Source organism: Rhodococcus sp. P3_B8, assembly GCF_056402775.1.
The window spans coordinates 1-26,949 of the sequence record NZ_JBFUGT010000077.1 but is presented as its reverse complement, the minus strand read 5'-3'; the positions used below and the strand labels follow the sequence as shown (position 1 = coordinate 26,949).

Annotated in this window: 22 protein-coding genes and 1 pseudogene; 6 read left to right on the top strand and 17 right to left on the bottom strand. The window is 67.3% G+C overall.

Annotated elements, in window-relative coordinates; translation table 11 throughout:
* From aceE to AC1D1G_RS22580, 3 genes are all read right to left on the bottom strand, one after another.
* A partial coding sequence (gene aceE / locus AC1D1G_RS22590; protein WP_477953758.1) for a pyruvate dehydrogenase (acetyl-transferring), homodimeric type occupies nt 1-2,585 on the bottom strand: 2,585 nt, incomplete at its 3' end.
* A gap of 84 nt (nt 2,586-2,669) precedes the next feature.
* Nucleotides 2,670-3,398, bottom strand: coding sequence for an aspartate/glutamate racemase family protein (locus AC1D1G_RS22585; RefSeq protein WP_477953756.1), 729 nt, complete (start codon nt 3,396-3,398; stop codon nt 2,670-2,672).
* 12 nt (nt 3,399-3,410) lie between these two features.
* Nucleotides 3,411-4,928: an NCS1 family nucleobase:cation symporter-1 gene (locus AC1D1G_RS22580; RefSeq protein ID WP_477953755.1), complete on the bottom strand. Its 1,518-nt coding sequence runs from the start codon at nt 4,926-4,928 to the stop codon at nt 3,411-3,413.
* 803 nt (nt 4,929-5,731) lie between these two features.
* Here AC1D1G_RS22580 and AC1D1G_RS22575 point away from each other — a divergent pair.
* Nucleotides 5,732-6,973 carry an RNA-guided endonuclease InsQ/TnpB family protein gene (locus tag AC1D1G_RS22575; RefSeq protein WP_477953753.1) on the top strand — a complete coding sequence of 414 codons (1,242 nt, stop codon included), beginning with the start codon at nt 5,732-5,734 and terminating at the stop codon, nt 6,971-6,973.
* Nucleotides 6,974-7,013: 40 nt separating this feature from the next.
* Here the strand turns inward: AC1D1G_RS22575 and AC1D1G_RS22570 are convergent.
* The 10 genes and pseudogenes from AC1D1G_RS22570 to dctA all read right to left on the bottom strand — a co-directional run.
* Nucleotides 7,014-7,382: pseudogene (locus AC1D1G_RS22570) on the bottom strand (amidohydrolase family protein); the annotation flags it as partial.
* Nucleotides 7,375-8,772, bottom strand: a complete 1,398-nt coding sequence (locus AC1D1G_RS22565; RefSeq protein ID WP_477953751.1) for an NAD-dependent malic enzyme — start codon at nt 8,770-8,772, stop codon at nt 7,375-7,377. The pseudogene AC1D1G_RS22570 and the gene AC1D1G_RS22565, both read right to left, overlap by 8 nt.
* A 30-nt stretch (nt 8,773-8,802) precedes the next feature.
* Complete coding sequence (gene alc, locus AC1D1G_RS22560) at nt 8,803-9,861, bottom strand: allantoicase (RefSeq protein WP_283351449.1); 1,059 nt, start codon at nt 9,859-9,861, stop codon at nt 8,803-8,805.
* Nucleotides 9,858-11,009: a glycerate kinase gene (locus AC1D1G_RS22555; RefSeq protein ID WP_477953749.1), complete on the bottom strand. Its 1,152-nt coding sequence runs from the start codon at nt 11,007-11,009 to the stop codon at nt 9,858-9,860. The genes alc and AC1D1G_RS22555 overlap by 4 nt, the downstream gene beginning before the upstream one ends.
* Nucleotides 11,010-11,017: 8 nt before the next feature.
* Nucleotides 11,018-12,823, bottom strand: coding sequence for a glyoxylate carboligase (gene gcl, locus AC1D1G_RS22550; protein ID WP_317569000.1), 1,806 nt, complete (start codon nt 12,821-12,823; stop codon nt 11,018-11,020).
* A 36-nt stretch (nt 12,824-12,859) separates the two neighbouring features.
* Nucleotides 12,860-13,744, bottom strand: coding sequence for a 2-hydroxy-3-oxopropionate reductase (locus tag AC1D1G_RS22545; RefSeq protein WP_477953747.1), 885 nt, complete (start codon nt 13,742-13,744; stop codon nt 12,860-12,862).
* 33 nt (nt 13,745-13,777) lie between these two features.
* Complete coding sequence (locus AC1D1G_RS22540; RefSeq protein WP_283351445.1) at nt 13,778-14,599, bottom strand: hydroxypyruvate isomerase family protein; 822 nt, start codon at nt 14,597-14,599, stop codon at nt 13,778-13,780.
* 26 nt (nt 14,600-14,625) lie between these two features.
* A complete protein-coding gene (locus AC1D1G_RS22535; protein ID WP_247250968.1) occupies nt 14,626-15,033 on the bottom strand; it encodes a gamma-glutamylcyclotransferase in 408 nt (135 codons plus the stop codon).
* A 4-nt stretch (nt 15,034-15,037) separates the two neighbouring features.
* Nucleotides 15,038-15,820: an MTAP family purine nucleoside phosphorylase gene (locus tag AC1D1G_RS22530; protein WP_477953746.1), complete on the bottom strand. Its 783-nt coding sequence runs from the start codon at nt 15,818-15,820 to the stop codon at nt 15,038-15,040.
* Nucleotides 15,813-17,246 (bottom strand): C4-dicarboxylate transporter DctA, encoded by a 1,434-nt coding sequence (gene dctA / locus AC1D1G_RS22525; protein WP_477953744.1) that lies wholly within the window; start codon nt 17,244-17,246, stop codon nt 15,813-15,815. The genes AC1D1G_RS22530 and dctA overlap by 8 nt, the downstream gene beginning before the upstream one ends.
* 213 nt (nt 17,247-17,459) lie before the next feature.
* On the opposite strand from dctA, the gene AC1D1G_RS22520 reads away from it, so the two are divergent.
* From AC1D1G_RS22520 to AC1D1G_RS22505, 4 genes are all read left to right on the top strand, one after another.
* Nucleotides 17,460-18,230: an IclR family transcriptional regulator gene (locus AC1D1G_RS22520; protein ID WP_005260937.1), complete on the top strand. Its 771-nt coding sequence runs from the start codon at nt 17,460-17,462 to the stop codon at nt 18,228-18,230.
* 59 nt (nt 18,231-18,289) lie between these two features.
* On the top strand, nt 18,290-18,505 hold the full coding sequence (locus AC1D1G_RS22515; protein ID WP_317569002.1) for a hypothetical protein: 216 nt from the start codon (nt 18,290-18,292) through the stop codon (nt 18,503-18,505).
* Entirely contained in the window at nt 18,502-18,993 is a 492-nt protein-coding gene (locus AC1D1G_RS22510; RefSeq protein WP_477953742.1) for a Clp protease N-terminal domain-containing protein, read from the top strand. The genes AC1D1G_RS22515 and AC1D1G_RS22510 overlap by 4 nt, the downstream gene beginning before the upstream one ends.
* A gap of 101 nt (nt 18,994-19,094) precedes the next feature.
* Nucleotides 19,095-20,333 carry a helix-turn-helix transcriptional regulator gene (locus tag AC1D1G_RS22505; RefSeq protein WP_105414490.1) on the top strand — a complete coding sequence of 413 codons (1,239 nt, stop codon included), beginning with the start codon at nt 19,095-19,097 and terminating at the stop codon, nt 20,331-20,333.
* A gap of 80 nt (nt 20,334-20,413) precedes the next feature.
* On the opposite strand, the gene fdhD is transcribed toward AC1D1G_RS22505, so the two are convergent.
* The 4 genes from fdhD to AC1D1G_RS22485 are packed head-to-tail and all read right to left on the bottom strand — an operon-like array spanning nt 20,414 to nt 25,260.
* Complete coding sequence (gene fdhD, locus AC1D1G_RS22500) at nt 20,414-21,235, bottom strand: formate dehydrogenase accessory sulfurtransferase FdhD (RefSeq protein ID WP_477953741.1); 822 nt, start codon at nt 21,233-21,235, stop codon at nt 20,414-20,416.
* Complete coding sequence (locus AC1D1G_RS22495; protein ID WP_477953739.1) at nt 21,235-23,541, bottom strand: FdhF/YdeP family oxidoreductase; 2,307 nt, start codon at nt 23,539-23,541, stop codon at nt 21,235-21,237. Before AC1D1G_RS22495 ends, fdhD begins: the two co-directional genes overlap by 1 nt.
* Before the next feature lie 4 nt (nt 23,542-23,545).
* Entirely contained in the window at nt 23,546-24,178 is a 633-nt protein-coding gene (locus tag AC1D1G_RS22490; protein WP_009475279.1) for an MBL fold metallo-hydrolase, read from the bottom strand.
* The gene (locus AC1D1G_RS22485; protein ID WP_280781343.1) at nt 24,175-25,260 is read right to left on the bottom strand and encodes an S-(hydroxymethyl)mycothiol dehydrogenase; all 1,086 of its coding nucleotides are present in this window, start codon (nt 25,258-25,260) and stop codon (nt 24,175-24,177) included. Before AC1D1G_RS22485 ends, AC1D1G_RS22490 begins: the two co-directional genes overlap by 4 nt.
* Nucleotides 25,261-25,516: 256 nt before the next feature.
* Between AC1D1G_RS22485 and AC1D1G_RS22480 the strand changes: the two genes are divergently transcribed.
* Nucleotides 25,517-26,949 (top strand): aromatic amino acid ammonia-lyase (locus tag AC1D1G_RS22480; RefSeq protein ID WP_477953738.1); only part of this gene is annotated, 1,433 nt, incomplete at its 3' end.

The following is a 26,949-nucleotide window of genomic DNA, read 5'->3' as shown; positions in this document are numbered from 1 at the left end:
GTGTACGAGCCGGGGACCCACTGGCGGATCTGGTCGGCGACGGCGCGCATCCAGTCCGAGGCCGCCACGAACGGGCCGGCGGCGTCGGACAGGGCCTGCGTGACATACGGCAGCGGGGCGTCGGTGCCCGGGTCGCGCAGGGCCTGCTTCTCCCGTTCGATGCCGTCGCGGCGCAGTTCACCCCAGGAGGTGACCGACCACACGTCGGCGGCCACACCCCACTCGTCGGCGAGCAGCTGCTGGGCCCGCAGGCCCTCGGGCATGGTGACTCCGGAGACCAGGATCTGCGCCTTCGGGCCCGATGCCTCGGACCTTTTGAACAGGTACATGCCCTTGAGCAGTCCGTCGACGTTGAGGTCGGCGGGTTCGGCGGGCTGGGAGTAGGGCTCGTTGTAGAGGGTGATGTAGTAGAAGATGTCCTCGCCACCGAACCCGTCCACGCCGTCGGTGCCGCCGTACATCCGGCGCAGACCGTCCTTGACGATGTGCGCGATCTCGTAGGAGAACGCCGGGTCGTAGGCGACGGCGGCCGGGTTGGTCGAGGCCAGCAGCAGCGAGTGCCCGTCGGCGTGCTGCAGGCCTTCGCCGGTGAGGGTGGTGCGGCCGGCGGTGGCGCCGAGGACGAACCCGCGGGCCATCTGATCGGCCGCGGCCCACAGGCCGTCGCCGGTGCGTTGGAACCCGAACATCGAGTAGAAGATGTACAGCGGGATCATCGGCTCACCGTGGGTGGCATACGAGGTGCCGACCGCGGTGAACGAGGCGGTCGAGCCGGCCTCGTTGATGCCCTCGTGCAGGATCTGCCCGATCTCSGATTCCTTGTAGGCGAGCATCAGSTCCGCATCCACGGCGGTGTACAGCTGSCCGTTGCGGTTGTAGATCTTCAARGASGGGAACCAGGAGTCCATCCCGAAGGTGCGGGCCTCGTCCGGGATGATCGGGACGATCCGCTTGCCGATCTCCTTGTCCCGCAACAGCTCCTTCATGATCCGCACCAACGCCATGGTGGTCGCGACCTGCTGCTTCCCGGAGCCCTTGCGGACCACGTCGTAGGTCGAGTCCGCCGGCTGCGGCAACGGYGCCGGGCTGGTGCGCCGCTSSGGCAGGAACCCACCCAACGCCTTACGYCGGTCGAGCATGTACTGGATCTCCGGGGCATCGGGGCCGGGGTGGTAGTACGGCGGCATCTTCGGGTCCTTCTCCAACTCTTCGTCGGAGATCGGGATCCGCTGCAGGTCCCGGAAATTCTTCAGATCATCGAGGGTCAGCTTCTTCATCTGGTGGGTGGCGTTGCGGCCCTCGAAGTGCTTRCCCAGGGTGTARCCCTTGATGGTGTGCGCCAGGATCACCGTCGGCTGCCCCTTGTGCGCCATCGCCGCCGCGTACGCGGCGTAGATCTTGCGGTAATCGTGGCCGCCGCGCTTGAGGTTCCAGATGTCGCGATCSGAGAGGTTCTTCACCAGTTCCTTCGTCCGCGGATCCCGCCCGAAGAAGTGCTCGCGCACGTACCCGCCGTCGTTGGCCTTGTASGTCTGGTAGTCRCCGTCGGGGGTGACGTTCATCAGGTTGACCAGGGCGCCGTCGCGGTCCGCGTGCAGCAGTGCGTCCCACTCGCGGCCCCAGACCACCTTGATCACGTTCCAGCCGGCGCCGCGGAAGAACGACTCCAACTCCTGGATGATCTTGCCGTTGCCGCGGACCGGGCCGTCGAGGCGCTGCAGGTTGCAGTTCACCACRAACGTCAGGTTGTCSARRCCTTCGGTGGCCGCCACGTGCGCCAGGCCGCGGGATTCGGGTTCGTCCATCTCSCCGTCACCCAGAAATGCCCACACGTGCTGGTCGGAGGTGTCCTTGATGCCGCGGTCGTGCAGGTAGTGGTTGAACCGGGCCTGGTAGATCGCGTTCATCGGGCCCAACCCCATSGACACGGTCGGGAATTCCCAGAAATCCGGCAGCAGSCGSGGGTGCGGGTACGACGGCAGACCGCCGCCCTGATCGGCGTGCGAGTGTTCCTGCCGGAACCCGTCCATCCGCTCCGCCGGGATCCGCCCCTCCARGAACGCGCGGGCGTAGATGCCCGGCGAGGCGTGGCCCTGGATGAAGATCTGATCCCCACCCCCGGGATGGTCCTTGCCGCGGAAGAAGTGGTTGAACCCCACCTCGTACAGCGCCGCCGACGACGCATACGTCGAAATGTGSCCACCGACCCCGACGCCGGGGCGTTGCGCGCGGGTCACCATCACCGCCGCGTTCCACCGGATGAACGCCCGATACCGGCGCTCGGTCTCCTCGTCRCCGGGGAACCACGGCTCGTTCTCCGTCGGGATGGTGTTCACATAATCGGTCGACGTCAACGCCGGCAACGCGACGTGCTTCTCCCCGGCCCGCTCGAGCATCCGCAACATCAGATACCGGGCACGGGTCGGTCCGGACCGGTCCAACAGTCCGTCGAACGATTCCAACCACTCCGTGGTCTCGTCCGGGTCGATATCCGGCAGATAAGACGCAACACCCTCACGGATGACGCGAACCGAGCCGGCGCGGCCGGGGTCTACGGAGGTCGTGGTCTGTTCGAGCAAAGGGATACTCCATCGTTGCGGGCGCGGGATAGGGCGCCGTAGTGGCCGTCCGGGGTGAGGACGAAGCTGTACAACTCACTGCAGAGGTGACTACCGCGGTTTCGCGAGCGGCCATCCCGTGATCTGCTTGGGACGCGGGGGCGCGTAGGTGCGCACCTTCGAAGTCGAGAGACCCAACCCTACAAGAGATTCCGCCAATGTGACAGCGGCACTGACGCCGTCGACCACCGGAACGCCGACGCGCTCACGGATCCGGTCGTCGAGGCCGGCCATTCCACCGCAGCCGAGGCAGATCACCTCGGCCTTGTCTTCGCGCACAGCAGCTTCGGCCTCGTCGACGATCGCCTCGATCGTGCGCTCGGGGTCGGATTCCAGCGCGAGGACGGGCAGTCCGCTCGCGCGTACACTCGCGCACTTGGCGTCGAGGCCCGCGAGCCGGAGCCGGTCTTCGATGAGCGGTACGGTGCGGTCGAGCGTGGTGACGACGGAGTACTTGTGTCCCAGCATCATTGCGATACTGGCGGACGCCTCGGTGATGTCGACGACGGGTACGTCGAGCAACTCCTGCAGTCCTTCCCTGCCGTGTTCGCCGTATCCTGCCTGGATCACCGCGTCGTACGGTTCCGGGTACGACCGCACCCGGTCCATCACGGCGATCGCGGCGAGGTAGCTCTCGAAGTTCCCTTCCACGGATTCCGCACCGATCTCCGGTGTGAGCCCGACGATCTCGGTACCGGGTGCCGCGGCGGCCTCGGCCTGTTTGGCGATGGCGTCCGTGATGGACGTGGTGGTGTTGACGTTGACGACGAGAATACGCATCGAAAGCTCCTGTCAGTGGTCGCCGTGGCCGCTGTCCACGGCGATGGACTCGCCGGACACGTCCACGTACTGCCGGGTGCGGTCGCCGACGACCGCGTAGATTGCCGCCGCCAGGCCCGCTCCGATGAACCAGGAGAACGGGGCGACGAGATGGAAGGCGGGGACGATCGCGAACAGGGTGCTGACGAGCGCGGCGGGGACGAGGGCATAGATCGCCCGAAGGTTGAATCCCTTGCGGTAGTAGTAGGGTCCGGTCGGGCTGTCCGAGTAGAGGGCGGGTACGTCGACCTTCGTGCGGCGGATGAACCAGTAGTCGACGAAGATGATGCCGAACAGCGGGCCGAGGACGGCGCCGAGGCCGCCGAGGAAGTAGTTGATCACCACGGGGCTGTCGTAGAGATTCCACGGCAGCAGGACCACGCCGATGCAGGCGCTGATGATGCCGGCCTTGCGGAAGCTGATCTTCTCGGGGGCGAGGTTCGACAGCACGTACGACGGTGCCACGAAGTTCGCCATGACGTTGACGGCCATCGTCACGATCACGAGGGCCAGGCAGGCCAGCGACAGGAACAAGGTGTTCGGGATCGCCGCGACGATGTCGGTGGGGCTGTCGATGATGGTGCCGTCGATCTGAAACTGGGCGCCGCACAGAATGAACGCGATGACGGCGAACGCGAGGACGTTGACGAACAGGCCCCAGAAGTTGCCGCGCACGACGGCGGTCTTCGACGGGGAGCGCCGCGAGAAGTCGCAGAAGTTGAGGATCAGGGTGCCGTAGATCGACATCCACAGGGCTGCGCCTGCGAAGACCTGCCGCCACATCTCCCCACCCGAGGCGGGCTGATCGGACGTCCACGCGATGGAGAAGTCGGTGCGGAACAGCATCCACAGGGCGAGCGAGCCGACCGTCACGAGGATCAGCGGACCGGCCAGGCTCTCGAATTTGCGCACCGCCTCCATCCCGTAAACGAGGACGACGATCTGGATCGCCCAGATCCCGATGAAGCAGATCCATCCGAGGCTGGAGAGTCCGAGGATCGAGTTCTGGTCGAAGCGGTCGAGGGAGGGCGCGACGGCGACGAGGAAGATCCGGAAGACGATCGACGCGAGGTAGGTCTGGATTCCGAACCAGACGATCGCGATGACCGCGCGGACGATGGCGGGAATCTGGGCGCCGCGGATTCCGAAACTGATCCGGCTCATCACGGGGAAGGGCACGCCCGTCTTCTGGCCCATGAACCCGGCGTAGGTCATCGCGACGCAGACGATGACCGCGCCGATCATGAGCGACAGGATCATGTGGCCGCCGCCCAGCCCGAGCGCGAACAGGCCGATGGCGAACGAGTAGTTGGCGATGTTGTGGACGTCGTTGGTCCACAGCGTGAAGATGCTGTAGCTACCCCAGCGGCGACCCGAGGCCTTCGTTGGCGCCAGGTCCAGGTTGTAGAGTGTGGTACTCGTCTGGGTCGCTGGCGGCGCCGGCGGCGCGACGGTGGTGGTGTGCCGCGAGACTGTGTCGTCTATGAGCATGTGCCTGTCCTTGCGTGGCGGCGAACGAACTTCCGTATCACGGAAAGTTTGTTCCATTGGTCCCTTCGAGTGTGAGCCAGGCAACAGTGGGCGGTCAATGATTTCGGCAGGATATATCTTGGTGCCGTACCGCCTGGAACACGACAAACCCGCTGTAGCACTGGATCTTTCGGATCCATCGCCATGCAAGGGTGCGGCGGCGTCAGGCCAGTCCGCGGCTGAGCAGTCGGCCCCGGGGCGCCTCGTCGAGGTCGATCCGCTTGCCGGCCAGCCAGGTACTGCGCACGACGCCGGCGAGGGCTGCGTGCACGATTACGCCGCGCCGAACCCGGCGATCTCCTTCAGCGCCAGTTCGCGCGTCGACGTCGGATTCCTGGCCGCGCCGTACCCCCAACGTCCCGGACTTTACGGGCCCTGCACGACGCGGGCGTGTTCGAGTCCAAATGAGCTATCAGCGGAATACCGCCCGTCCAAGCCCGTGAAGAAGCTGATCTGTGGTGCGGGGCCGCTTCGGGAGGGAGGTGGGTGTGGTTGGCGAGTCGAGTCGTTTCTGATGGTAAGGCTTGCGGCAATGATCGACAGCGCGCTCCACTCGCAGCGCGACGAAGTATGCGACGACCAGAAGTGGTTGCCCCACAATTATTTGCGTATGGGAACTCCCATCGCAGTGCACGTGACGGTGTCGCCGTCGAATTCGGTGAGGGTACCCCGGACTTGTCGGACCCCTCTGTCATGATCTGGTGACACCGCGTCGGCATCGGAGCGGTGAAGGCTCCTCGGCCATCAAAGGTGTTGAGTGCGAAGTGAAACGGATTGTCGTGGTCAAGCTCGTCCCCAGTCCTGATCAGTCTGCGGCGCTGGAATCGACGTTGGTGTTGTGCAATGAGGTTGCCAATGAGGTTGCCGGGTGGGCTCACTCGAGGGGATTGCGGTCGCGGCGGGCGTTGCAGGTCGCGCTGTATCCGATGGTGAAGACCCGGGGCCTCTCCGCGCAGCCGGCGTTGCATGTTCTGCGGAAAGTTGCCGACGCGTACACCACCCGGCAGGCGAACCTGAGCAACGGAAACTACGGTCGACCGGGGTCGACTCGGTATACGGCGGTGGCCGGGACCGCGGTCAAGTTCCGGCCGCATGCTGCGCAACCGTTCGACGACAGGTGCCTGTCGTGGCAAGTGGATTCCTCGACTGTGTCGATCTGGACCACGGCGGGCCGGATGCGGGGTGTGCGGTTCGTGTGCGCGCCGTGGCAACGCACACTCCTGGCCGCCCGTAAGGGGGAAACGGACCTCGTCTACCGCGACGGCCTGTTCTACCTGTATGCCACTGTCGACGAACCCGCACCGGAACCGGTCGAGCCGCCGGACACCGCCGCTGGCTGGTTGGGTGTGGATCTGGGGATCGTGAACCTCGCTGTCACCACTGACGACGATCCGACCGCCCTCGACGTGCGGTGGTCCGCCGGGGCAGTGACGGCGCGCCGAAAGAAGAACGCCGCGATGCGCGCAAGTTTGCAGCGAGTCGGCACGAAATCAGCGAAACGGAAATTGAAGGCACGGCGACGAAAGGAACAGCGGTTCGCCACCGACATCAACCATCAACTGTCGAAAACTATTGTTGCCCGAGCACAACGCACCGGTCGTGGGATCGCGATAGAAGACCTGTCAGGTATCCGCGACCGGGTACGGCTAGCCCGACGGCAACGGACCCAACTCCACTCGTGGGGATACGCCCAGCTACGGGCACAGATCACCTACAAAGCCGAGAGGGCTGGGGTGCCCGTCGCTGTCGTCGACCCCCGGAACACATCGCGGACCTGCTCACAATGCGGGTACTGCGACAAAGCGAACCGGGTCTCGCAAGCAACATTCCGATGCCGATACTGCCAGTGGACCGGTCACGTCGACCACAATGCGGCCCGCAACATCGCCGCACTCGGACATCGCACCTACAGGGCCGCCCAATCAACCGCGCCCATAGCAGCCACCCCTCCCACAGCCAGTGGGAACGTGAGCAGCAAACCCGGCCCCTCACGGCCGAGTAGTTGATATGCTTCCTGTTGCACTCGACGAGTTGCCACCGGTAACCGACGTACGCCTGATCGGCGGCGACCCGGCGTTTCACGTCGAGTGCCAAGGCGTCGACGGTCGGCGGGATGCTGTTGAGCGGCATGTCGACGATCGTGGTCACCCCGCCTGCGGCCGCGGCCCGGGTCGCGCTCGCGAATCCCTCCCACTCGGTGCGGCCCGGTTCGTTGACGTGCACGTGCGTGTCGACGAGACCGGGGATCAGCACCTCGTCGTCGCCCAGTTCGACCACGACCTCGGCGTCGAGCTGGGCGCCGAACGGTTCGATGACGACGATCCGGCCGTCCCGCACACCCACGCAGCGGGCGACCTCCCCCGCCGCGGTGATCACCCGCGGGGCGCGGAACAGCAGGTCGAGCCGGTCAGACATCGTGTTCACCACCTGCGCCGGCAACGCTGCGCACCGCCGCGGCCACGGCCGGGGCGACTGCGGCATCGAACACGCTCGGCACGATGTACGTGGGGTTGAGTTCCGACGGAGACACCGAATCGGAGATCGCGCGGGCGGCCGCGATGAGCATGTCGTCGGTGATCTCGACGGCGTGCGCGTCGAGCAGGCCCCGGAACACGCCCGGGAACGCGAGCACGTTGTTGATCTGGTTCGGGAAGTCCGACCGTCCGGTCGCGACGACGGCCGCGTGCCTGCCGGCCGCGACCGGATCGACCTCGGGCACCGGATTCGCGAGGGCGAACACGACCGACCGCTCCGCCATCGTCTCGATGTCGCTGCCGGTCAGGATGTCCGGCGCCGAGACACCGATGAACACGTCCGCGCCGACCACCGCGTCCCGCAGCGATCCGGACCGCGCTTCCGGGTTGGTGTTGTTCGCGATCCAGGACCGGAACGAGTCGGATGTGTCGTCGGGCGAGAGGATGCCGTTCCGCCCGCACGCCACGATGTTCGTGGCACCCTGCGCGACCAGCAGGCGGATGATGGCGTGTCCGGCGGCGCCGACCCCCGAGACCACGATCTTCACCGTGTCGAGGCTCTTCTCGACCACCCGCAGGGCGTTGGTCAGCGCGGCGAGAACCACGATGGCGGTGCCGTGCTGATCGTCGTGGAACACCGGGATGTCCAGCATGTCGCGGAGCCGGGCCTCGATCTCGAAGCAGCGTGGGGCGGAGATGTCCTCCAGGTTGATTCCGCCGTACACCGGTGCGAGGGCCCGGACGATCTCGACGATCGCGTCCGTGTCCTGGGTGTCCAGGCAGACCGGCCACGCGTCCACGTCCGCAAATTGTTTGAACAGGGCCGCCTTGCCCTCCATCACGGGAATCGACGCGGCGGCACCGATGTTGCCCAGCCCCAGCACGGCCGAGCCGTCGGTGACGACCGCGACGGTATTGCGCTTGATCGTCAGCCGCCGCACGTCCTCGGGGTTCTCCGCGATCGCGGTGCAGACCCGGGCGACGCCGGGTGTGTACGCGCGGGACAGGTCGTCGCGGTGCTTGAGCGGAACCTTCGGCACCACTTCGAGTTTCCCGCCGAGATGGAGCAGGAACGTGCGGTCACTGACCTTGCCGACCACGACGCCGGGCACGTCGGCGATCGCGGACGTGATCTGCTCGGCGTGCTCGACGTCGGAGGCGTCGCACGTCACGTCGATGACCATGTGGTCGGGGTGGCTCTCCACCACGTCCAACGCGGTCATGGCGCCCTTCACGGAGGCCACCGCCCCCGCGAGAGTCGAGGTGGTGCCTGCGCCGACCGGGGCCGTGACGCGAACGGTGATGGAGTAACCGGGACTGGGATTGGGCATGCGTGTTTCCTCGGGTTCGTCAGGTAGGGGCTAGCGCGGCGCCTGGTCGGCGACGAGCGCTTGATGGCTCTGGGGCAGGGCTTCCCACCAGGTGCGGCGCGTCTCCGACAGCGCGGTCGCGTCGAGGTCGCCGAACAACCGCAGCCGGGACAGGCCACCGTCGGGGTAGACGTCGAGTCGCAGGTGCGTGGCCGCCTCGGTGGCGTCCAGAACGAAGCGGTGCCTCGTGTCGGGCTGCACGGCCGTGCGGGACAGCAATTCGGTCCACGCGCTCTCGTCGGCGATGTCGGCGGTCCGCGCATCGGCGGTGCTCAGCCGCACCCAGCCGGGCGCGTTCCCCACGTAGTAGCTGGTGTCGATCTCGACGTGCCGGGGATTGCCGGCCGCGGCCAGCGAGAACACCGCGAAATCGTTGCCGCCGCCACGACGCCGGGAGTTCTCCCAGCCCTCCCCCATGTTCCGGGCCCGCCCGGGAAGGATGATGTTCGCGGGCGACGCGTAGAACGCGTCGGAGCAGCCGACGAGGCGTCCGCCGTTCTCCGCGGCGAGTAGGTCCACCGTCCCGTCGAGGAACCGGGGGTCGGGCACGACCTCACCGTGCACCCGCAACCGTGCGACGCCGCCGTCGGGGTAGATGGACAGCCGCACGTGTGTCCACCGGTGCCGGTCGGCGACGGCGTAGGCGTTCGCGGCGTGGCCCTCGGCCGGGGACTTCTCGACGATGGTCTGCCAGTCCGCCTTCATGACCTCCTCGATGGACGGGTAGCCCTCGATCGACGCCGCCTCGATGGAGATGAAGGGCGGGTAGTTGCCCTTGAAGTGCGCGGTGTCCACGATGATCCCGTGGATGATGCCCGCGGCCCCGAGCCGGACGATCGCGTAGTCGTGGCCGTCGTCGCGGCGGCGGCGGGTCTCCCACCCGTCGTACACCTTGCCCTTGTGCCCGAAATCGGACGGGTCGAAGAACGGGGCCTCCGCCTTGATGAGGTTCTCCCGCTGGGCGAACAGTTCGTCGTTGGCCGCGGATACGCTTCCGCCGAGGGCGCGTGAGGCGAGGTCGGGTAGTGCGGTGAAGTCGGGTGACGTCATGATTCTCCTCGTGTGCTGAGTGGTGCGAGTTCGGCAGTCGATGCCGCGATCGTGCAGCCGATTCGGCGCAGTAGTTCCGCCGCATCTCTGATCGATCGATGAAGGTCCGGCTCCAGGTCCGCGAGTGCGTATGCCGCGGAGATGCCGGCGCTGTGCAATTGGATGTCGCTGAGCAGGTTTCGGCCGCAGACGGCCAGGACGGGGATTCCGGCCCTGCGTGCCTCGGTCGCGACGCCGATCGGCGCCTTGCCGTGGAGGCTCTGCTCGTCGAGTGACCCTTCGCCGGTGATGACGAGGTCTGCCCCGGCGAGCCTCCCGGGGAAGTCGACGAGCCCGAGGACCGTGTCGATGCCGGGCCGGGTGTCGGCCCCCAGCACCGAGATCGCGCCGAACGCCGCGCCTCCCGCAGCGCCCGCACCCGCGATCCGGCTGTCGTCGCGGCCGGTCGCGGCGCGCACGACCTGCGCCCACCGGGTCATGGCGTCCTCGAGCACGACCAGTTCTTCTGCTGCCGCGCCCTTCTGGCTCGCGTACACGGCGGTGGCGCCGGTCGGGCCGAGGAGCGGATTGTCGACGTCGCAGGCGAGCCGGAAGTGCGCCGCACGCGCCGCCGGGTGGAGACCGGTCAGGTCGACCCGGGCGGCCTGGCGCAGCGCCGCTCCCCCCTGCGCGACCTCGTTGCAGTCGGCGTCGAGGACACGTACGCCGAGGGCCTGTAACAAGCCGGCACCGCCGTCGGTTGACGCGCTGCCCCCGAGACCGACGGTGATCTCGCGAGCTCCCCCCTCCAGCGCGTGCCTGACGACGGTGCCGAGTCCGAATGTACTGGCACCCAATGGGTCCGCTACACCGTCCGGGAGCAGTACCAAGCCCACGGCCGAAGCCAGTTCGACCACCGCGGTCGAGCCGCGCACCGCGTAGGACGAGGTGACGGGCCGACCTGTCGGCCCCGTGGTGGTCACCGCGACCGGAGACCACCCTGCGGCGACGGCCGCGGCGACGGTGCCGTCGCCGCCGTCCGCGACCGGAACACGATCGATCGCCCAGGAGGGATCACCGGCGAGGAGTCCGTCGGCGAGGGCGTCCGCCACTTCCGCCGCGGTGAGGGATCCCTTGAACTTGTCGGGTGCGACCAGTACACGTGTCACGGTGCCCCCTAGTCCAGCAGCATGAGGGCTGTGGGAGCGTGCTCCCAGCTCTCCGCCAGATCCTCGAACTCGGCGACGTTGTCGAGTTCGGTTCCCATCGCGATGTTGGTGACCCGCTCGAGGAAGACCTCGACCACCACCGGCACCTTGTGCTCACCGGCGAGCTCACGGGCCTTCTCGAGGGCGCCTGCGATCTCGCCGGGCTCGGTGACCCGCAACGCCTTGCAGCCCAGCCCCTCGGCGACCTTGACGTGATCGACGCCGTACCCCTTCGGGACCGCGGGCAGCACATCGTGTTCGGTGGTTTCCTGGGTGTTGATGTTGTCGAAGCCCAGCTGCACGCAGAAGTCCATGTCGAATGCGCGCTGCGCCTGACGGATCAGTCCCAGGTAGGAGTTGTTCACCACGACGTGGATGTACGGCAGGTTGAACTGGGCGCCCACCGCCAGTTCCTCGATCATGAACTGGAAGTCGTAGTCACCGGACAGCGCCACGACGGGCGTCTCCGGCTCCGCGGCCACCACTCCGAGGGCGGCGGGGATGGTCCAGCCCAGCGGTCCGGCCTGCCCGCAGTTGATCCAGTTGCGGGCCTTGTAGACGTGCAGGAACTGGCCGCCGGCGATCTGCGAGAGCCCGATCGTGCTGACGTACCGGGTGTTGCGCCCGAAGACGCGGTTCATCTCCTCGTACACCCGCTGCGGTTTGACCGGGACGTCGTCGAAGTGGGTCTTGCGCTGCATGGTCCGCTTCCGGGTGGCACAGTCCTCGACCCAGGTGCTTCGGTCCGCGAGTGTTCCGGCGGCCTTGCGCTCCTTCGCGACGGTGACGAACAGTTCGAGCGCCGCCTTGGCGTCGGAGACGATCCCGTAGTCCGGTGCGAACACGCGGCCGATCTGCGTGGGTTCGATGTCGACGTGAACGAACTTGCGCCCCTTGCGGTAGGTGTCGAGGCCGCCCGTGTGCCGGTTGGCCCAGCGGTTGCCGATGCCCAGGACGAAGTCCGACGCCAGCATGGTCGCGTTGCCGTACCGGTGGGCGGTCTGCAGACCGACCATGCCCGCGGCGAGGCGGTGGTCGTCCGGGATGGTGCCCCAGCCCATCAGCGTCGGCACCACGGGAACGTCCAGCAGTTCCGCCAGTTCCACGAGCAGATCCGCGGCGTCGGCGTTGATGATGCCGCCGCCGGCGACGATCAGCGGGCGGTCGGCGGCCCCCAGCATGTCGAGGGCCTTCTCCGCCTGCGCCCGGGTCGCCGCCGGCTTGTACACGGGCAGCGGCTGGTAGGTGTCCGGGTCGAACTCGATCTCCGCCAGTTGCACGTCGATCGGCAGGTCGATGAGAACCGGTCCGGGCCTGCCGGACCGCATCAGGTGAAATGCCTGCGCGAACGCACCTGGAACCTGGGCGGGCTCGAGCACCGTCATCGCCATCTTCGTGACCGGACCCGCGATCGCGGCGATGTCGACGGCCTGGAAGTCTTCCTTGTGCAGGCGCGCGACCGGGGCCTGCCCCGTGATCGCGAGGATCGGGATCGAGTCCGCCATCGCCGAGTACAGGCCGGTGATCATGTCGGTCCCGGCCGGGCCGGACGTCCCGATGCAGACGCCGATGTTTCCGGCCTTGGCGCGGGTGAATCCCTCGGCCATGTGGGATGCGCCCTCGACGTGGCGGGCGAGGACGTGCTTGATCCCACCGTGGTCACGCATTGCTGCGTAGAACGGGTTGATCGCCGCACCGGGGAGGCCGAAGGCCTGGGTGGCACCTTCGAGTTCCAGAATCTTGACCGCTGCGTCAGCAGCGCGCATACGAGGCATATCAGTTCTCCATCGAGGATTACGAGTTGAGGCGGGTCACTGGGAGGGGCGGCCGGACAGCCGCTCCACTCCGCGCAGCAGGCCCGAATGATCCAGGCCACCATCACCGTTCGCACGGGCGGAGGCCATCAGCTGGGCGACGACGGCGCCGAGGGGTGTCACGACGCCGGCCTCACGGGCAGCGCTGGTCACGATGCCGAGGTCCTTGTGGTGCAGGTCGATACGGAATCCGGGTTCGAACGACCGGTCCAGCATCTTCTGCGCCTTCTGGTTCAGGACGGCCGATCCGGCGAGCCCGCCGCCGAGTACCTCCACGGCGGCCGCGGTGTCGACACCGTAGGCCTCGAGGAAGATGATCGCCTCCGCGAGGAGCTGGATGTTGCCGGCGACGATCAGCTGGTTCGCTGCCTTCACCGTCTGCCCGGATCCGTTCGGGCCCACGTGGACCACGGTCTTCCCGACGACGTCGAGGATCGGCCTGGCCGACTCGAAGTCTTCCGGGGCGCCGCCGACCATGATCGACAGTGCGGCGTTGACCGCCCCGGCCTCGCCACCCGATACCGGGGCGTCGATCAGCCGGAATCCACGCTCGGCCGCCTGCGCGGCGAGTGCGGTGGTGACGTCGGGCCGGATGCTGGAGAAGTCGATGATCAGAGCGCCTGCCGGGGCGTGCTCGAAGACTCCGTCCTCACCGGCAAGTACGGCCTGCACGTCGGGCGAGTCGGGGACCATCACGGCCACGACGTCGGCGCCGGCAACGGCCTTGGCGATGGAGTCCGCTGCGGTGCCGCCGGCCTCGACGAGTGCCGCGGTGCGCCCGGGCGAGCGGTTGTATCCGACCACCTGGTGGCCGGCCTTGGCGAGATGAACGGCCATGGGGCTGCCCATGATTCCGAGTCCGATGAATGCGATAGTGCTCACGAGTGTCCTCGATTCCGTCGAAAGTGGTGTGTGTCAGTGGGCGGCGTGGGACGCGCGCTGTTCGCGGGGCAACCAGTCGAAGGTGTCCGGCCGGGTGGACTTGTACTCGAGCCCCACGTATCCGCGGTAGCCGTGACCGGCGAGCCTCTTCAGGTAGCCGTCGATGTCGAGTGTTCCGGTGCCGGGTTCTCCGCGACCAGGAGTATCCGCGATCTGTACGTGCCCGACGCGGTCCGCGTACGTGTCGATCGCGGCGCCGACGTCGTCGCCGTTGACCTCGAGGTGGTAGAGGTCCGCGAGGAGCCGGAGCGAATCGACACCGTGCTCGGCCTTCACCCGGTCGATCACGGCGATCGCCTCGGCCGCGCTCTTCAGCGGGTACGCCGGCGTGCCGCTGACCGGTTCGACGAGTACGACCGCACCGATACGATCCGCCGCCTTGCCCGCCTGGGCGAGGTTCTCGGTGGCCGTGTCGTCCTGAATCTTCGGATCCGTGCCGTCGATACGATTACCATACAGGGCGTTGAAAGCTTTGGTGCCCAATCGTTCTCCGATTCCCACGGTGATGTCGATGTTGTCGCGGAACGCCGAGACCTGCGCCGGGTCGGACAGCAGTCCGCGGTCCCCCGCCGGCATGTTGCCCGCCGCGAAGTTCAACCCGGTCAGCTGCACTCCGGCGTTCTCGATCGCGGCCACGAACGCGTCGACGTCGCTGTCCCGCGGTACGGCGGTGTCGAAGGGCCACCAGAATTCGACGGCGTCGAATCCGGCATCCCGAGCAGCCTGTGGGCGCTGCAGGAGCGGCACGTCGGTGAGCAGGATCGAGCAGTTCAGGGTGTAGGCCAAGGTATCCATCGGTTGTTCTTTCACTTTCCGGGTGTTCAGGAGACTGTGGTGTTGTCGGGCTCGGGCAGGCCTCGGTAGCGTCGCCAGCCGCCGTGATCGGTGATCTCGGTGAGCTCGCCGGCTCGGCTCTCGAGGAGGCCCGGTCGCAGGCCTACCGCCAGAACCGAACGGCCGTCGGACAGTTCGATCACGGTGAGCTCGAGTTCCTCGGGCTCCTCGGGGAGGAAGTCGGTGCGAATGTCTCCGATCGGCACGTCGTAGAGCTCGCCCTCGATCGAGGCTCCCCCGGTCTCCGTCAGCAGCAGTGCGGGGAATTCGTCACGCACGGAGAAGAATCGGTATTTCGGGGCGGTCCGGACCGTGCCGAGGAACGTGTGCGCAGACACGTTGTGATGCAGGTTTCCCCCACGCATCGCTCCACCGTTGCAGAACAATTCGGCCATCTTGTCAGCTCCTTCTTCCGTGGGCAGGTGTCGCCGCTTCGGGCTTGCCCGCCAGTTCGATCGCTACCTGGAGCAGCGCTTCGCGTAGTCGTTTGGTGTTCGCGTCGAGTCCTTCGCGCACCAGGTCCTGGGTGACCGGCCACGGGGTGTCGCTGATGACGTCGTGATCGGTGACCAGGGCGATGCAGGTGTAGGACATGCCCAGTTCCCGGGCCAGCGCCGCCTCGGGGTACGGGGTCATGCTGATCAGGTCCCATCCCTGGGCCGCGTACCAACGTGATTCGGCGCGGGTCGAGAATCGGGGACCGCGGATCGCCACCATCACGCCGCCGTCGTTGACCACCCATCCGCTCCTGCGGAGCGTCGAGACCACCGCCTGGCGTCCGCGGACGCAGAACGGATCCGCGAAGGACACGTGGACGTCGTCGTCGTGAAAGGTGTCGTCGGTGCGGCCGGTGCGGTCGACGAGCTGGTCGGGCACGACAACCGAGCCGACGCCGATCGCCGGTCGCAGCGAGCCGGACGGGGTGGGCGCGAGGATCGTGCGCACGCCCAGGCTGTGCAGGGCCCAGATGTTCGCGCGGGCGTTGATGCGGTGGGGCGGGATGTCGCGGTGCCGTCCGGTGCGGGTCAGGTAGGCGAGCCGGCGGCCCCCTGACGACCCGAGGACGATGCTGTCCGACGTCGGACCGTACGGGGTGTCGACCTGAACCTGCTCGGCGTCGTCGAGGAGTCCGTAGTAACCCCAGGTGCCGAGCACTCCGACGGTGGGCTGGGTATCAGGCATGGTGGTTCACCGTTCCTTCCGCGACCCCGTTCGTGGTCAGCGCTTCGCGCCTCTCGATCGCCGGCCGTGCCGGGGCGTCCTGGAGGTGGTCGTGCCCCGGGTGCGGGTGGATGGTGACGTCGTCCGGGTCGTCGGGTGTGACCTTCCCGTCGAGTACCGCTCGCATCTTGTCCTTGTCGAGCATGCCCTCCCAGTTCGCGACCACGAACGTGGCGAGGCAGTTGCCGAGCAGGTTCGTGAATACGCGCATGGAGTCCATGAGCCGGTCGGCGCCGAGCAGCAACGCGACCGCGGCCACGGGGAACGCGCCGATTGCGGCAGCGGTCGCGGACAGGGCGACGAAGGCCGACCCCGGCACACCCGCCATTCCCTTGGAGCTGAGGATCAGGATGCCCATGATCGCGAGCTGCTCGCCGAATCCGAGATCAACCCCGACCGCCTGCGCCAGGAACATCATCGCCAGCGACAGGTAGATCGCGGCTCCGTCGAGGTTGAACGAGTAGCCGGTAGGGATCACCAGACCGACGACGGCGCGGTCGCATCCCGCGTTGTCCAACTTCTTGATGATGCGGGGCATGACCGCCTCGGACGATCCGGTGCCCAGGGCGAGCATGAATTCTTCGCGGCAGTACTTGATGAACTTCCACGCGTTCACTCCGGTGATCAGCTTGACCACGATCGACAGGACGGCGATGAAGACCAGTGCAGCGCCGTAGCACGCCAGGATGAGTACTCCGAAGGATTTGAGGGAGCCGGCACCGTAATTGCCGACGGTGAATGCCATCGCACCGAACGCTCCGAGAGGCGCCAGGTACATGATGTAGCCGACGATGCGGAAGATGACGTGCAGCGTCTGGTCGATCACATCCATCAGGATCGGCGGAGCCGATTCACTGAAGGACGCCAGCGCGACACCGAACAGGATCGCGAACAGCAGCACCTGCAGCAGGTTGTTCTGGGCGAACGCATCGAACACGCTGGTCGGGATGATGTGCATGACGAACTCGACGCCACCCGGCAGGTGGCCGCCCTGCGTCTTCTCGTCCAGGGCGCTGGTGTCCAGCGTGGCCGGGTCGATGTTGAGCCCGCTACCCGGCTTGACGAGGTTTCCGACGAGCAGGCCGAGCCCGAGCGCGAAGGTCGTCGCGGCCGTGAACCAGAGCAGCGCCTTGCCGCCGATCTTGCCGAGCGCCTTCATGCTGCCGACCTTGGCGATGCCGGTGACGATCACCAGGAAGATCAGCGGCGACACGACCATCTTGATCAGCTTGATGAAGCCCTCACCCAGTGGCGCCAGGTGATGGGAGAACTCCGGAAACAGGATTCCGGTGGCGATGCCCAGGGCGATTCCGATCAGGACCTGGACGAAAAGTGATCTGTACCAACGCTGCTTTGTGGGTTTCGCAGCGATTTCGACTTCAGACACGGGGCCCTCCCTCGGGGCTTGGTGTTTTCCATATTATGGAAGTTGTATTTCGTATCTCGATATAGTGAACGCCGTCACACCGACGTTTGTCAACCGATGTAGCGAAGGAATCGTCGCGATCCGCCACTCCCGCGCTATCGTCATACGGAGCACCCTTTCCGTCTGACGGAAAGAATGTGGGGGCTCTCGCGCAGTCAGAGGATGGAGACAGACATGACGAACGGTCAGAGTCCGGCCGGCGGCGTGCAGTCGGTCGAGCGCGCATTCGACATACTCGAGATCATGGCGAGTGCCGGCGGGTCCATCGGGGTCAGCGAACTCGCCGACCTGGCCGGACTCCCCCTCCCGACCATTCACCGGCTCATCCGCACCCTGATGAACCGCGGATACGTGCGGCAGCTACCCACCCGGCGGTACGCGCTCGGGCCCAAGCTCATTCGCCTCGGCGAGAGCGCCACCCAGCTGATCGGCGCCTGGTCGCGACCGCACCTGTCCGAACTGGTACGAGGCACCGGCGAGACCGCGAACATGGCCGTCCTCGACGGCACCATGGCCGTCTACGTCGCACAGGTGCCGTCCGAACACGCGATGCGCATGTTCACCGAGGTTGGCCGACGCGTCTACCCGCACTGCACCGGCGTCGGCAAGGCCATCCTCATGCAACTCTCGAATGACGCCGTGCGCTCACTGGTCGGCCGGACCGGCATGACGACGTACACCGAGAACTCCCTCACCGACCCCGACATGCTGATCGCCGATCTCGAATTGAGCCGAAACCGCGGGTTCGCGATCGACGAGGGCGAGCAGGAGATCGGCGTCCGCTGCTTCTCGGTGCCGGTGCCGAACGCTCCGACCCCCACCGCCATCTCCGTCTCCGGGCCCGCGGCCCGGGTCACCCTCGAGTCGGCGGACCATATCGTGCCGCTGCTCAAGCGCGTGGCGAAGGAACTCGGCACCGAGTTCGACAAGAACGCCGCGCTCTGATTCCGGTCGACCCATCAACAAAGGTTGACGGATTCGCCTCATCAACTTAAGTTGATACCGTGAGTGACGATCCGAACCCGGCGACCGCTTTCGCTGCCGTCGTCGCGCTGCGGCGTCAGGCCGATCAGCTCGAGCGTGACGCCGTCGCACACGCACTGTCCGCGGGCTGGACCTGGGCGGACATCGGTCACGCTCTCGGCGTCTCGGGTCAGGCGGCGCACAAACGCCTCGGTCCCGGACGATCCTCCGACACGAAGACGAGGGACACACGATGAAGTTCACCCGGGCATGGCGCGACATGCGCACGATGAAGACGCTGTTCTCGGAAACGGAGGCCGAGGCCGACCGGCTGGGCGACCGGGAACCGGGCCTCGAGCATCTGCTGCTCGCAGCGTTCGTACTGCCGGACGGTACGGCAGCCCGAGTGTTCGAGCGTCTCGGATCGAACCGGAACGCACTGCGCGAGGCGGTCATTCGCGTGCACGGGGAAGCCCTCGCGGCGGCAGGCATGACGGACGCGGGCGTCGCCACCAGCGCACTGAGCCGCCCGCGCACCGGGCCGCTGCGACTGACCGAACCGGCCCAGGCCGCGTTCCGCAATGCGGTGGCTCTCGCGAAGTCGGAACGGCGACCGATCGTCGGAGCCGACCTCGTCGCAGCCGTCGCCACCATCACGCACGGCACCGCGGCGCGGGCACTGGAATCACTGGGACTCGTCCGGTCCGACGTCGTCGACGCCGCCCGCGCCGAGCCGGCACCGTGAGCGGACAGCCCAGGCCCGGCAGCCGCCGCCTGCGCGGATAGGCTCGACACGTGGTTCTTCCCAGCTCGACTTCTGTGTCCCCTGCAGATGTTCTCGGCTCCATGCGGGACGTCATCGACGGTCCGCTGCCCGACATCGCCGTCCGCTTCTCCAAGTTCCTCGCCGACATCTGGCCGCACACCGCGCTGGTGATCTTCACCCGGGAATGCACGGGACGTCCCCGCAAGGTCAGCGGAGATCCGTCGGTGGTCGAGCGCGTCACCATCGCCGAACTGGACGCGTTGCGCACCCGCATGACGGAAGGCACCCCTTTCGACGACCACACCGTGATTGCCGGAGCGAAACGGAAGGTGTGGGCGCTGCTGGACGCGACGGGGACCCTCCTCCTCGTTCTGCCCAAGCCGCGGCAGCGCATTCGTGAGGTCCCGCTGGTGGCGGGCGCGTTCGGCGTCGTCGCCGTGTCGATCCGGCATCAGGTGGCGCAGGCGAGCCCCGCATACCTGGCGGAGTCGCGGGCGGCGTCGAGCGAACGGGCCAGGACCATCGTGGAGCTGACGGACCTGCACGCGGCGACGCTCGAATCGATCCTGTCGACGCTCCGGTCCAAGGACCTCGACGACCGTCGGTCGCGGATCACGGCGAGCGAGACGGCGTCCTCGGCGCTGGTGACCCTGCGCTCCGCGGGCGAATCCGACCGCAACCTCGCGGAGGAAGCGGTCACCACCGCGTTCGCCCGGCTGCAGGGCGAACTGCGGCCGCTGCTCCAGCACCGGCCCGTGCGGGTCGACTACGTCGATCCGCCGGTGGACGGCCGCGCGCTGCCCGGCGAGGTGGCCAGTGCCGCCCGGGCCGTCGTCCGGAGCGCCGTCCTGGCATTCGCGGCGCAAGCCGCCCTCGAGCGAATCCGCATCGCCTGGGACTGTGACGGCGCGAACCTCCTGGTCGAGGTCCGCGACGACGGCGACGGCGGTCTCGACACCGACGCGCTGGTGCGGCAACTCTCCGGCCGGGTGCACACGCTCGGTGGCCGGATCGACGTGGAGTCGGTCGACGGGTGGGGGTCCCGGGTAGCCGTCGCGATCCCCCTCGACGTACCGGTGGCGCGACCGGACGAACAGCAACTGGGCGATCTCAACCCCCGCGAACTCGAGGTCCTGGGTCACCTCGCGACCGGCAAGCGGAACAAGGCGATCGCCGACAGCCTCGGCATCAGCGAGAGCACGGTCAAATTCCATGTCGCGGGTGTGCTGAAGAAGCTCGGTGTGGCGTCCCGAGGTGAGGCGGGCGCGATCGCCCTGGAGGCGGGCATCCGCGCCGACACCACCAGTAGGCACGCATGAGCGTCGCGACGCTGCCGATCGGGCACTGACCCCCCGCACGTGAGTGGCAAAGTGTGCGGGCGCACGCTTTGCCACTCACGTCAGGTGATGCGGTCCGGGTGGGTGTAGATGTTCATGGTGGTGCCGCGGAGGAACCCAATGAGGGTGAGCCCGGTGTCGTGGGCGAGGTCGATCGCCAGCGACGACGGTGCGGACACGGCGGCGAGGATCGGGATCCCCGCCATCACCGCCTTCTGCGCCAGCTCGAACGACGCCCGGCCGGACACGAGCAGGATGCTTCCCCGCAGCGGAACCCGGTTCTCTTCGGTGGCCCAGCCGATCAGCTTGTCGACGGCATTGTGCCGCCCCACGTCCTCCTTGATCGCGAGCAGTTCCCCGGTCCGGGTGAACAATCCGGCCGCGTGCAGGCCCCCGGTGGTCTCGAACACCTTCTGCGCGGCCCGCAACCGGTCGGGCAGCTCCGCGATCGTCGCGGCCGGCACCCGCACCGTATCGGTGGCCGGTGAGTGCTTCGTGCGTTGCCGGATCGCATCCAGCGACGCCTTCCCGCACACCCCACACGAGGAGGTGGTGTAGAAGTTGCGTTCGATACCGGTGTCGGGCAGGAACACCCCGGGCGCGAGATCGACGTCGAGGACGTTGTAGGTGTTGACACCGTTGTCGTCGACGCTGTTGCAGTAGCGGATCGACGCGATGTCCGCGCGGTCGCCGATGATGCCCTCGGTCAGCAGAAACCCCTGCGCCAGTTCGACATCGGAACCGGGGGTGCGCATGGTGACCGCCAGCGGTGTCCCGTTCACCCGGATCTCGAGCGGCTCCTCCACCACCACGGTGTCCGGTCGGGTGGACTGCCGGGTGTCGGTGATCCGGGTGACCGGGGTCCGGGTGGTCACACGCCCCATCAGGGTCGCCGTTCGAGACGGATGGTGATCGCCTTCGACACCGGGGTGTTCGACTTGCGGGCCACGTGATCGAGTGGGATCAGCGGATTCGTCTCCGGGTAGTAGGCTGCGACGTTCCCCCGCGGCGTCGGGTACGGCACCAACCGGAAGTCGTCGGCGCGGCGCTCCTGCACCGTCCCGTCCGGGGCTTCCCACTCGGAGATCAGGTCCACCCGGTCCCCGTCGACGTATCCGAGGGCGGCGATGTCCTCGGGCGCGATGAACAGCACCCGGCGTCCGCCCTTGACGCCGCGGTAGCGGTCGTCGAGACCGTAGATGGTGGTGTTGTACTGATCGTGGGAGCGCATCGTCTGCAAGATCAACCGGCCCTCGGGCACCGGCAGCCAGGACAGCTCGTTGACCGTGAAATTCGCCTTCCCCGTGTCCGTCACGAACCGGCGCTCGTCCCGCGGCGGGTGCGGCAGTCCGAATCCGTCCGGTTGACGGACCTTGCGGTTGAAGTCCTCGAACCCGGGAATGACCCTTGCGATGGAATCGCGGATGCGGTCGTAGTCGGCGGCGAATTCCGCCCAGGGCACCGAATGTCCGGGACCGAACAGGGCCTGCGCTATCCCGCACACAATGGCGACCTCGCTGCGCAACTGGTCGCTCGCGGGTGTGAGGCTGCCGCGGGACAGGTGCACCATCGACATCGAGTCCTCGACCGTGACCTGCTGCTTCTTCCCGGACTGCACGTCCTTGTCGGTGCGCCCCAGCGAGGGCAGGATCAGCGCGGTCTGCCCGGTCACCAGGTGCGAGCGGTTCAGTTTCGTCGACACCTGCACCGTCAGCGCACAGCCCCGCAACGCGGCCTCGGTGGTCTCGGTGTCCGGGGTCGCCGAGACGAAGTTGCCGCCCATCCCGACGAACACCGACGCCTTCCCGTCCCGCATCGCCCGAATCGAGTCGACCGCGTCCAACCCGTGCTCCCGCGGCGAGCGGATACCGAATTCGGCGTCGAGCGCGGCCAGGAACGATTCGGGCATCTTCTCCCAGATCCCCATCGTCCGGTCACCCTGGACGTTGGAGTGTCCGCGCACCGGGCACACCCCGGCCCCGGGTTTGCCGATCATCCCCTGCAACAGCAGCAGGTTCACCGCGTCCTGGATGGTCGCGACCCCGTGCGTCTGCTGAGTCAACCCCATCGCCCAGCAGATGATGGTCTTCTTCGAGGAGATCAACGCGTCCGCCGTGGCCTGGATCTGTTCGAGCGTCAGCCCGGTCGCCGCCGCCACCGTGCCCAGATCGACCTGCCGCAGATGCGCCGCGCACTCCTCGAACCCGGCGGTGTGCCGGTCGATGAACTCCCGGTCCAGCACCGTCCCGGGATTGCGGTCCTCCGCCTCGAGCAGCAACCGGCCCAATCCCTGGAACAGGGCCTGGTCGCCGCCGATCCGGATCTGCAGGTACTCGTCGGCGATCTGCACACCGTCGCCGACCACCCCGTGCACCTTCTGCGGGTCCTTGAACCGCATCAACCCGGCCTCGGGCAGCGGGTTGATCGCGATCACCTTCGCCCCGTTGGCCTTCGCCTTCTCGAGGGTCGAGAGCATCCGCGGGTGGTTGGTGCCCGGGTTCTGCCCGGCGATCAGGATCAGGTCCGCGTTCTCGAGGTCGGGAACCGACACCGACCCCTTCCCGATCCCGATCGTCTCCACCAACGCACTACCCGACGACTCGTGGCACATGTTCGAGCAGTCCGGCAGGTTGTTCGTCCCGAACGCCCGGATCATCAACTGGTACACGAACGCCGCCTCATTGCTGGTGCGCCCGGACGTGTAGAACACCGCCTCGTGCGGCGATGCCAACGCCCGCAGCTCCCCGGCGATCATCGCGAACGCCGCGTCCCAGCCGATCGGCTCGTAATGCGAGGCTCCCGGCAGCAACACCATCGGATGCGTCAACCGGCCCTGCTGCCCTAACCAGAACTCGGTCCGACCCAGCAGATCCGACACCGAATGCGCCGCGAAGAACTCCGGCCCGACCTTGCGGGTGGTCGCCTCCTCCGCGACCGCCTTCGCCCCGTTCTCACAGAACTCCGCATGCTTGCGGTGCCCCGGAGTCTCCGGCCACGCACACCCCGGACAGTCGAACCCCTCCCGCTGATTCAACCTCATCAACGTCCGGGCCGTGCGCACCGGACCCATCTGCTCGAGCCCACGACGCAACGACACCAACACCGCAGGAACACCTGCCGCATAGGATTTCTCGTGCGTGACGACGACATCATCTTCGTCGAAGGTGTACCTGTCGGTGGTGTCGGTCATGGAGTCAGTTTCCTCGTGCAATCCATTCGGCGAGGTGCGGGGCCTCGGTGCCGATCGTGGTTCCGTCACCGTGACCGGTGTGGACGAGCGTTTCTTCGGGAAGAGCGAACAGCCGGTCCCGGATCGACCCGATGATGGTCGGGAAATCCGAGTACGACCGGCCCGTGGCGCCGGGGCCACCCGAGAACAGGGTGTCGCCGGAGAACAGTGCCCCGGCCTCGGGCAGGTACAGGCACACCGACCCCGGCGAGTGACCGGGCGAGTGGATCACCTGGATCTCGGTGCCCGCGATGGCGATCCGCTGTTCGTCCTCGAGATGCCAGTACTTGGCGTCGGGGTGGCTCATCTTCCACAGCACGTCGTCGCCGGGGTGCAGCAGCACCGGGGCATGCAAACGCTCGGCCAATTCGGGGGCGACGGTGACGTGGTCGTTGTGACCGTGCGTGCAGATCACGGCATTCACGTGCCGGCCTCCGACCGCGTCGATGATCGGCTGCGCGGTGTGGGCGGCGTCGACGATCACGACGTCGGTGTCGTCACCGATCAGCCAGATGTTGTTGTCGACGTTCCACTCTCCGCCGTCGAGGGCGAACGTTCCCTCGGTGACGACCCGCTCGATCCGCAACTGCCCGCTCACAGAACGACCACCGAACGCAGCACCTCACCGGCGTGCATGCTGTGGAACGCCGCTTCCACCTCGTCGATCTTGATGCGCTCGGTGACGAACTTGTCCAGCGGCAGCCGGCCCTGCTGGTACAGGTCGACGAGCATCGGGAAGTCACGCTCGGGCAGGCAGTCGCCGTACCACGAGGACTTCAGGGATCCGCCGCGGGAGAAGAAGTCGATCAGCGGCATCTCGAGGGTCATGTCGGGGGTCGGGACACCGACCAGCACGACGGTGCCGGCGAGGTCGCGGGCGTAGAACGCCTGCTTCCACGTCTCGGGGCGGCCGACCGCATCGATCACGACGTCGGCGCCGAAACCGCCGGTGAGTTCCTGGACGGCCGAGACGGCGTCCACCTGGCCGCCGTTGATCGTGTGCGTCGCGCCCAGGTCCTTCGCCCATTCGAGCTTCTTGTCGTCCCGGTCGATCGCGATGATCTTCACGGCGCCTGCCAGGCGGGCGCCCATGATCGCGGCATCGCCGACACCACCGCAGCCGATGACGGCGACGGTGTCACCGCGGGAGACGTTGCCGGTGTTCACGGCGGCACCGAGGCCGGCCATCACACCGCAGCCGAGCAGTCCGACGACTGCCGGGTCCGCGGAGGGATCCACCTTGGTGCACTGTCCGGCGTGGACGAGCGTCTTGTCGGCGAACGCGCCGATCCCCAGGGCGGGAGTCAGTTCGGTGCCGTCCTCGAGCGTCATCTTCTGCGCGGCGTTGTGCGTGTCGAAGCAGTACTGCGGGCGGCCGCGCTTACAGGCCCGGCACTGACCGCAGACGGCGCGCCAGTTCAGGACGACGAAGTCGCCGACCGCCACGGACGTGACGCCTTCACCGACACTCTCGACGATCCCCGAAGCCTCGTGGCCCAGCAGGAACGGGAACTCGTCGTTGATCCCGCCGTCGCGGTACGTGAGGTCCGTGTGGCACACACCGCATGCCGCGATGTCGACTACCACCTCTCCGGGACCGGGGTCCGGAATGTTGACGGTCGCGATCTCGACGGGGGCACCCTTGGAGCGGGCGATGACGCCTCGTACCTGCTGCGGCATTGGACTCATTCCTTCGGTCGATCAGTCATAGCGGGATCGATGCATGGCCATATATGCACCTCTCCCGAGACCTTACGTTCCGGAAGATCACGGAGGGACTGATCGAAGTGAGAGGTTGACCTAGCCGGAATGCCAGCCGCTCACCGCGGTCTTGCGATAGAGGTCATGGCGGGAAACTGACGGTTGACACACCGCGGTATATACAGGACTATACATCTCGAAGAGTGAGGCACACCACAGCGATCACGGAGTTCTGATGACCCGGAGAGATTCCAGCTCGACCGAGGAACCGCACCCGCCCCTTCCTGTGGTGCTCGACGGCGCCCAGCTCACCGTCGACCAACTCACGGCGCTGGCCCGGGAACCCGTCGTGATCGAGCCCGACCCCGCAGCGCTCGACCACGCACGCCGTTCGTGGGAGACAGCCGTGCGCATCGCCGAACGGCAGCCCATCTACGGACGCACCACGGGTGTCGGGGGCAATCGGGACACCTCCGTCTCCGACGGCGTCGACCAGGACCTTCGACTTCTCCGCAGCCACGCCACCGGTTCGGGCCCCGCGCTGCCGGATCACGTCGTCCGCGCCGCCATGATCATTCGCGTCAACCAGATTCTCAACGGCGGATCCGGTCTGCACCCCGACATCGTGACCGCGCTGATCGATGCCGTCGCGGCGGACGAACAGCCCACCGTGCACGCTCGCGGGGCGATAGGCACCGGCGACCTCAGCGCGTTCTCCGAGATCGCGCTCGGGTTGATGGGCGAGGCACCGCTGCGGGAGGGTCGACTCGCCACCCGGTGGATCGCACACCAGGGTGACGCACTCCCGCTGATCTCGACCAACGCGATGACGGTCGCGCTCGCGGCGTCGGCCACCGACAGCGTCGCGAACTGGCTGGAGCACTCGCTGATCGTCGGTGTGCTGTCGCTGCTGGCGACGCGCAGTTCCGTCGAACCGTTCGCGGCACGGGTGCAGGCTGCCCGCAGGCACCTCGGCCAGGAGGAGGTGGCCGGCCGGGTCCGGGAACTCCTCGCGGACCACCGCGTACAGGCTGCCCGCGTGCAGGATTCCTACGGGTTCCGCGCCCTGCCGCAGATCCTCGGGGCGACGTGGCAGGCGCTGCAGCGGTTGCGGGGCACGCTCGCGATCGAGATGAACTCGTCCTCCGAGAACCCCCTCATCTCCGTCGAGGACGACGCCGTGTTCCACAACGGGAACTTCCACGGAATGCCGATCGCCCTCGCCGTGGACGAGGCGAAACTCGCGCTGTCGAGCGCGGCGTTGTTGTCGCAGTGCAGACTTGCCAATCTCTCCGATCCGGTGGTCACCGGTCTCCGGCCGTTCCTGGCCGACGGGCCGGCGGGCAGCAGCGGCACCATGCTGCTGGAGTACACGACGTCCGCGGCCATCGCCGAGATCCGGATGGCCGCGGCGCCGGGCTCTCTCGGACACACCGTGATCTCCCGCGGAACCGAGGACCACGCGAGCTTCGCGTCGCAGGCCGCCACCCAGCTCACCGACATCCTCGCCCAGTCTCGCATCGTGCTCGCGTGCGAACTGATCTCGGCGGTGCGCGCCCTCGGCCAGCAGAACCACGAACTCGACACGACCACCGAACTCGGCGCGTACCTGGACCGGGCACGCGCGTGCCTGGACCCGCGGACGACCGACCGTCCTCTGAGCGACGA

Excerpts from the sequence above, each read along its gene's own strand:
- AC1D1G_RS22510 (WP_477953742.1), top strand. The coding sequence starts at position 18,502 with ATGAAGTTCACCCGGGCATGGCGCGACATGCGCACGATGAAGACGCTG.
- AC1D1G_RS22495 (WP_477953739.1), bottom strand. The coding sequence starts at position 23,541 with ATGACCGACACCACCGACAGGTACACCTTCGACGAAGATGATGTCGTC.
- AC1D1G_RS22540 (WP_283351445.1), bottom strand. The coding sequence starts at position 14,599 with ATGGATACCTTGGCCTACACCCTGAACTGCTCGATCCTGCTCACCGAC.
- alc (WP_283351449.1), bottom strand. The coding sequence starts at position 9,861 with ATGACGTCACCCGACTTCACCGCACTACCCGACCTCGCCTCACGCGCC.
- AC1D1G_RS22520 (WP_005260937.1), top strand. The coding sequence starts at position 17,460 with ATGACGAACGGTCAGAGTCCGGCCGGCGGCGTGCAGTCGGTCGAGCGC.
- AC1D1G_RS22585 (WP_477953756.1), bottom strand. The coding sequence starts at position 3,398 with ATGCGTATTCTCGTCGTCAACGTCAACACCACCACGTCCATCACGGAC.
- AC1D1G_RS22485 (WP_280781343.1), bottom strand. The coding sequence starts at position 25,260 with ATGCCGCAGCAGGTACGAGGCGTCATCGCCCGCTCCAAGGGTGCCCCC.
- AC1D1G_RS22530 (WP_477953746.1), bottom strand. The coding sequence starts at position 15,820 with ATGCCTGATACCCAGCCCACCGTCGGAGTGCTCGGCACCTGGGGTTAC.
- AC1D1G_RS22535 (WP_247250968.1), bottom strand. The coding sequence starts at position 15,033 with ATGGCCGAATTGTTCTGCAACGGTGGAGCGATGCGTGGGGGAAACCTG.
- AC1D1G_RS22565 (WP_477953751.1), bottom strand. The coding sequence starts at position 8,772 with ATGCCCAATCCCAGTCCCGGTTACTCCATCACCGTTCGCGTCACGGCC.
- fdhD (WP_477953741.1), bottom strand. The coding sequence starts at position 21,235 with ATGGGGCGTGTGACCACCCGGACCCCGGTCACCCGGATCACCGACACC.
- AC1D1G_RS22505 (WP_105414490.1), top strand. The coding sequence starts at position 19,095 with ATGCGGGACGTCATCGACGGTCCGCTGCCCGACATCGCCGTCCGCTTC.
- gcl (WP_317569000.1), bottom strand. The coding sequence starts at position 12,823 with ATGCCTCGTATGCGCGCTGCTGACGCAGCGGTCAAGATTCTGGAACTC.
- AC1D1G_RS22580 (WP_477953755.1), bottom strand. The coding sequence starts at position 4,928 with ATGCTCATAGACGACACAGTCTCGCGGCACACCACCACCGTCGCGCCG.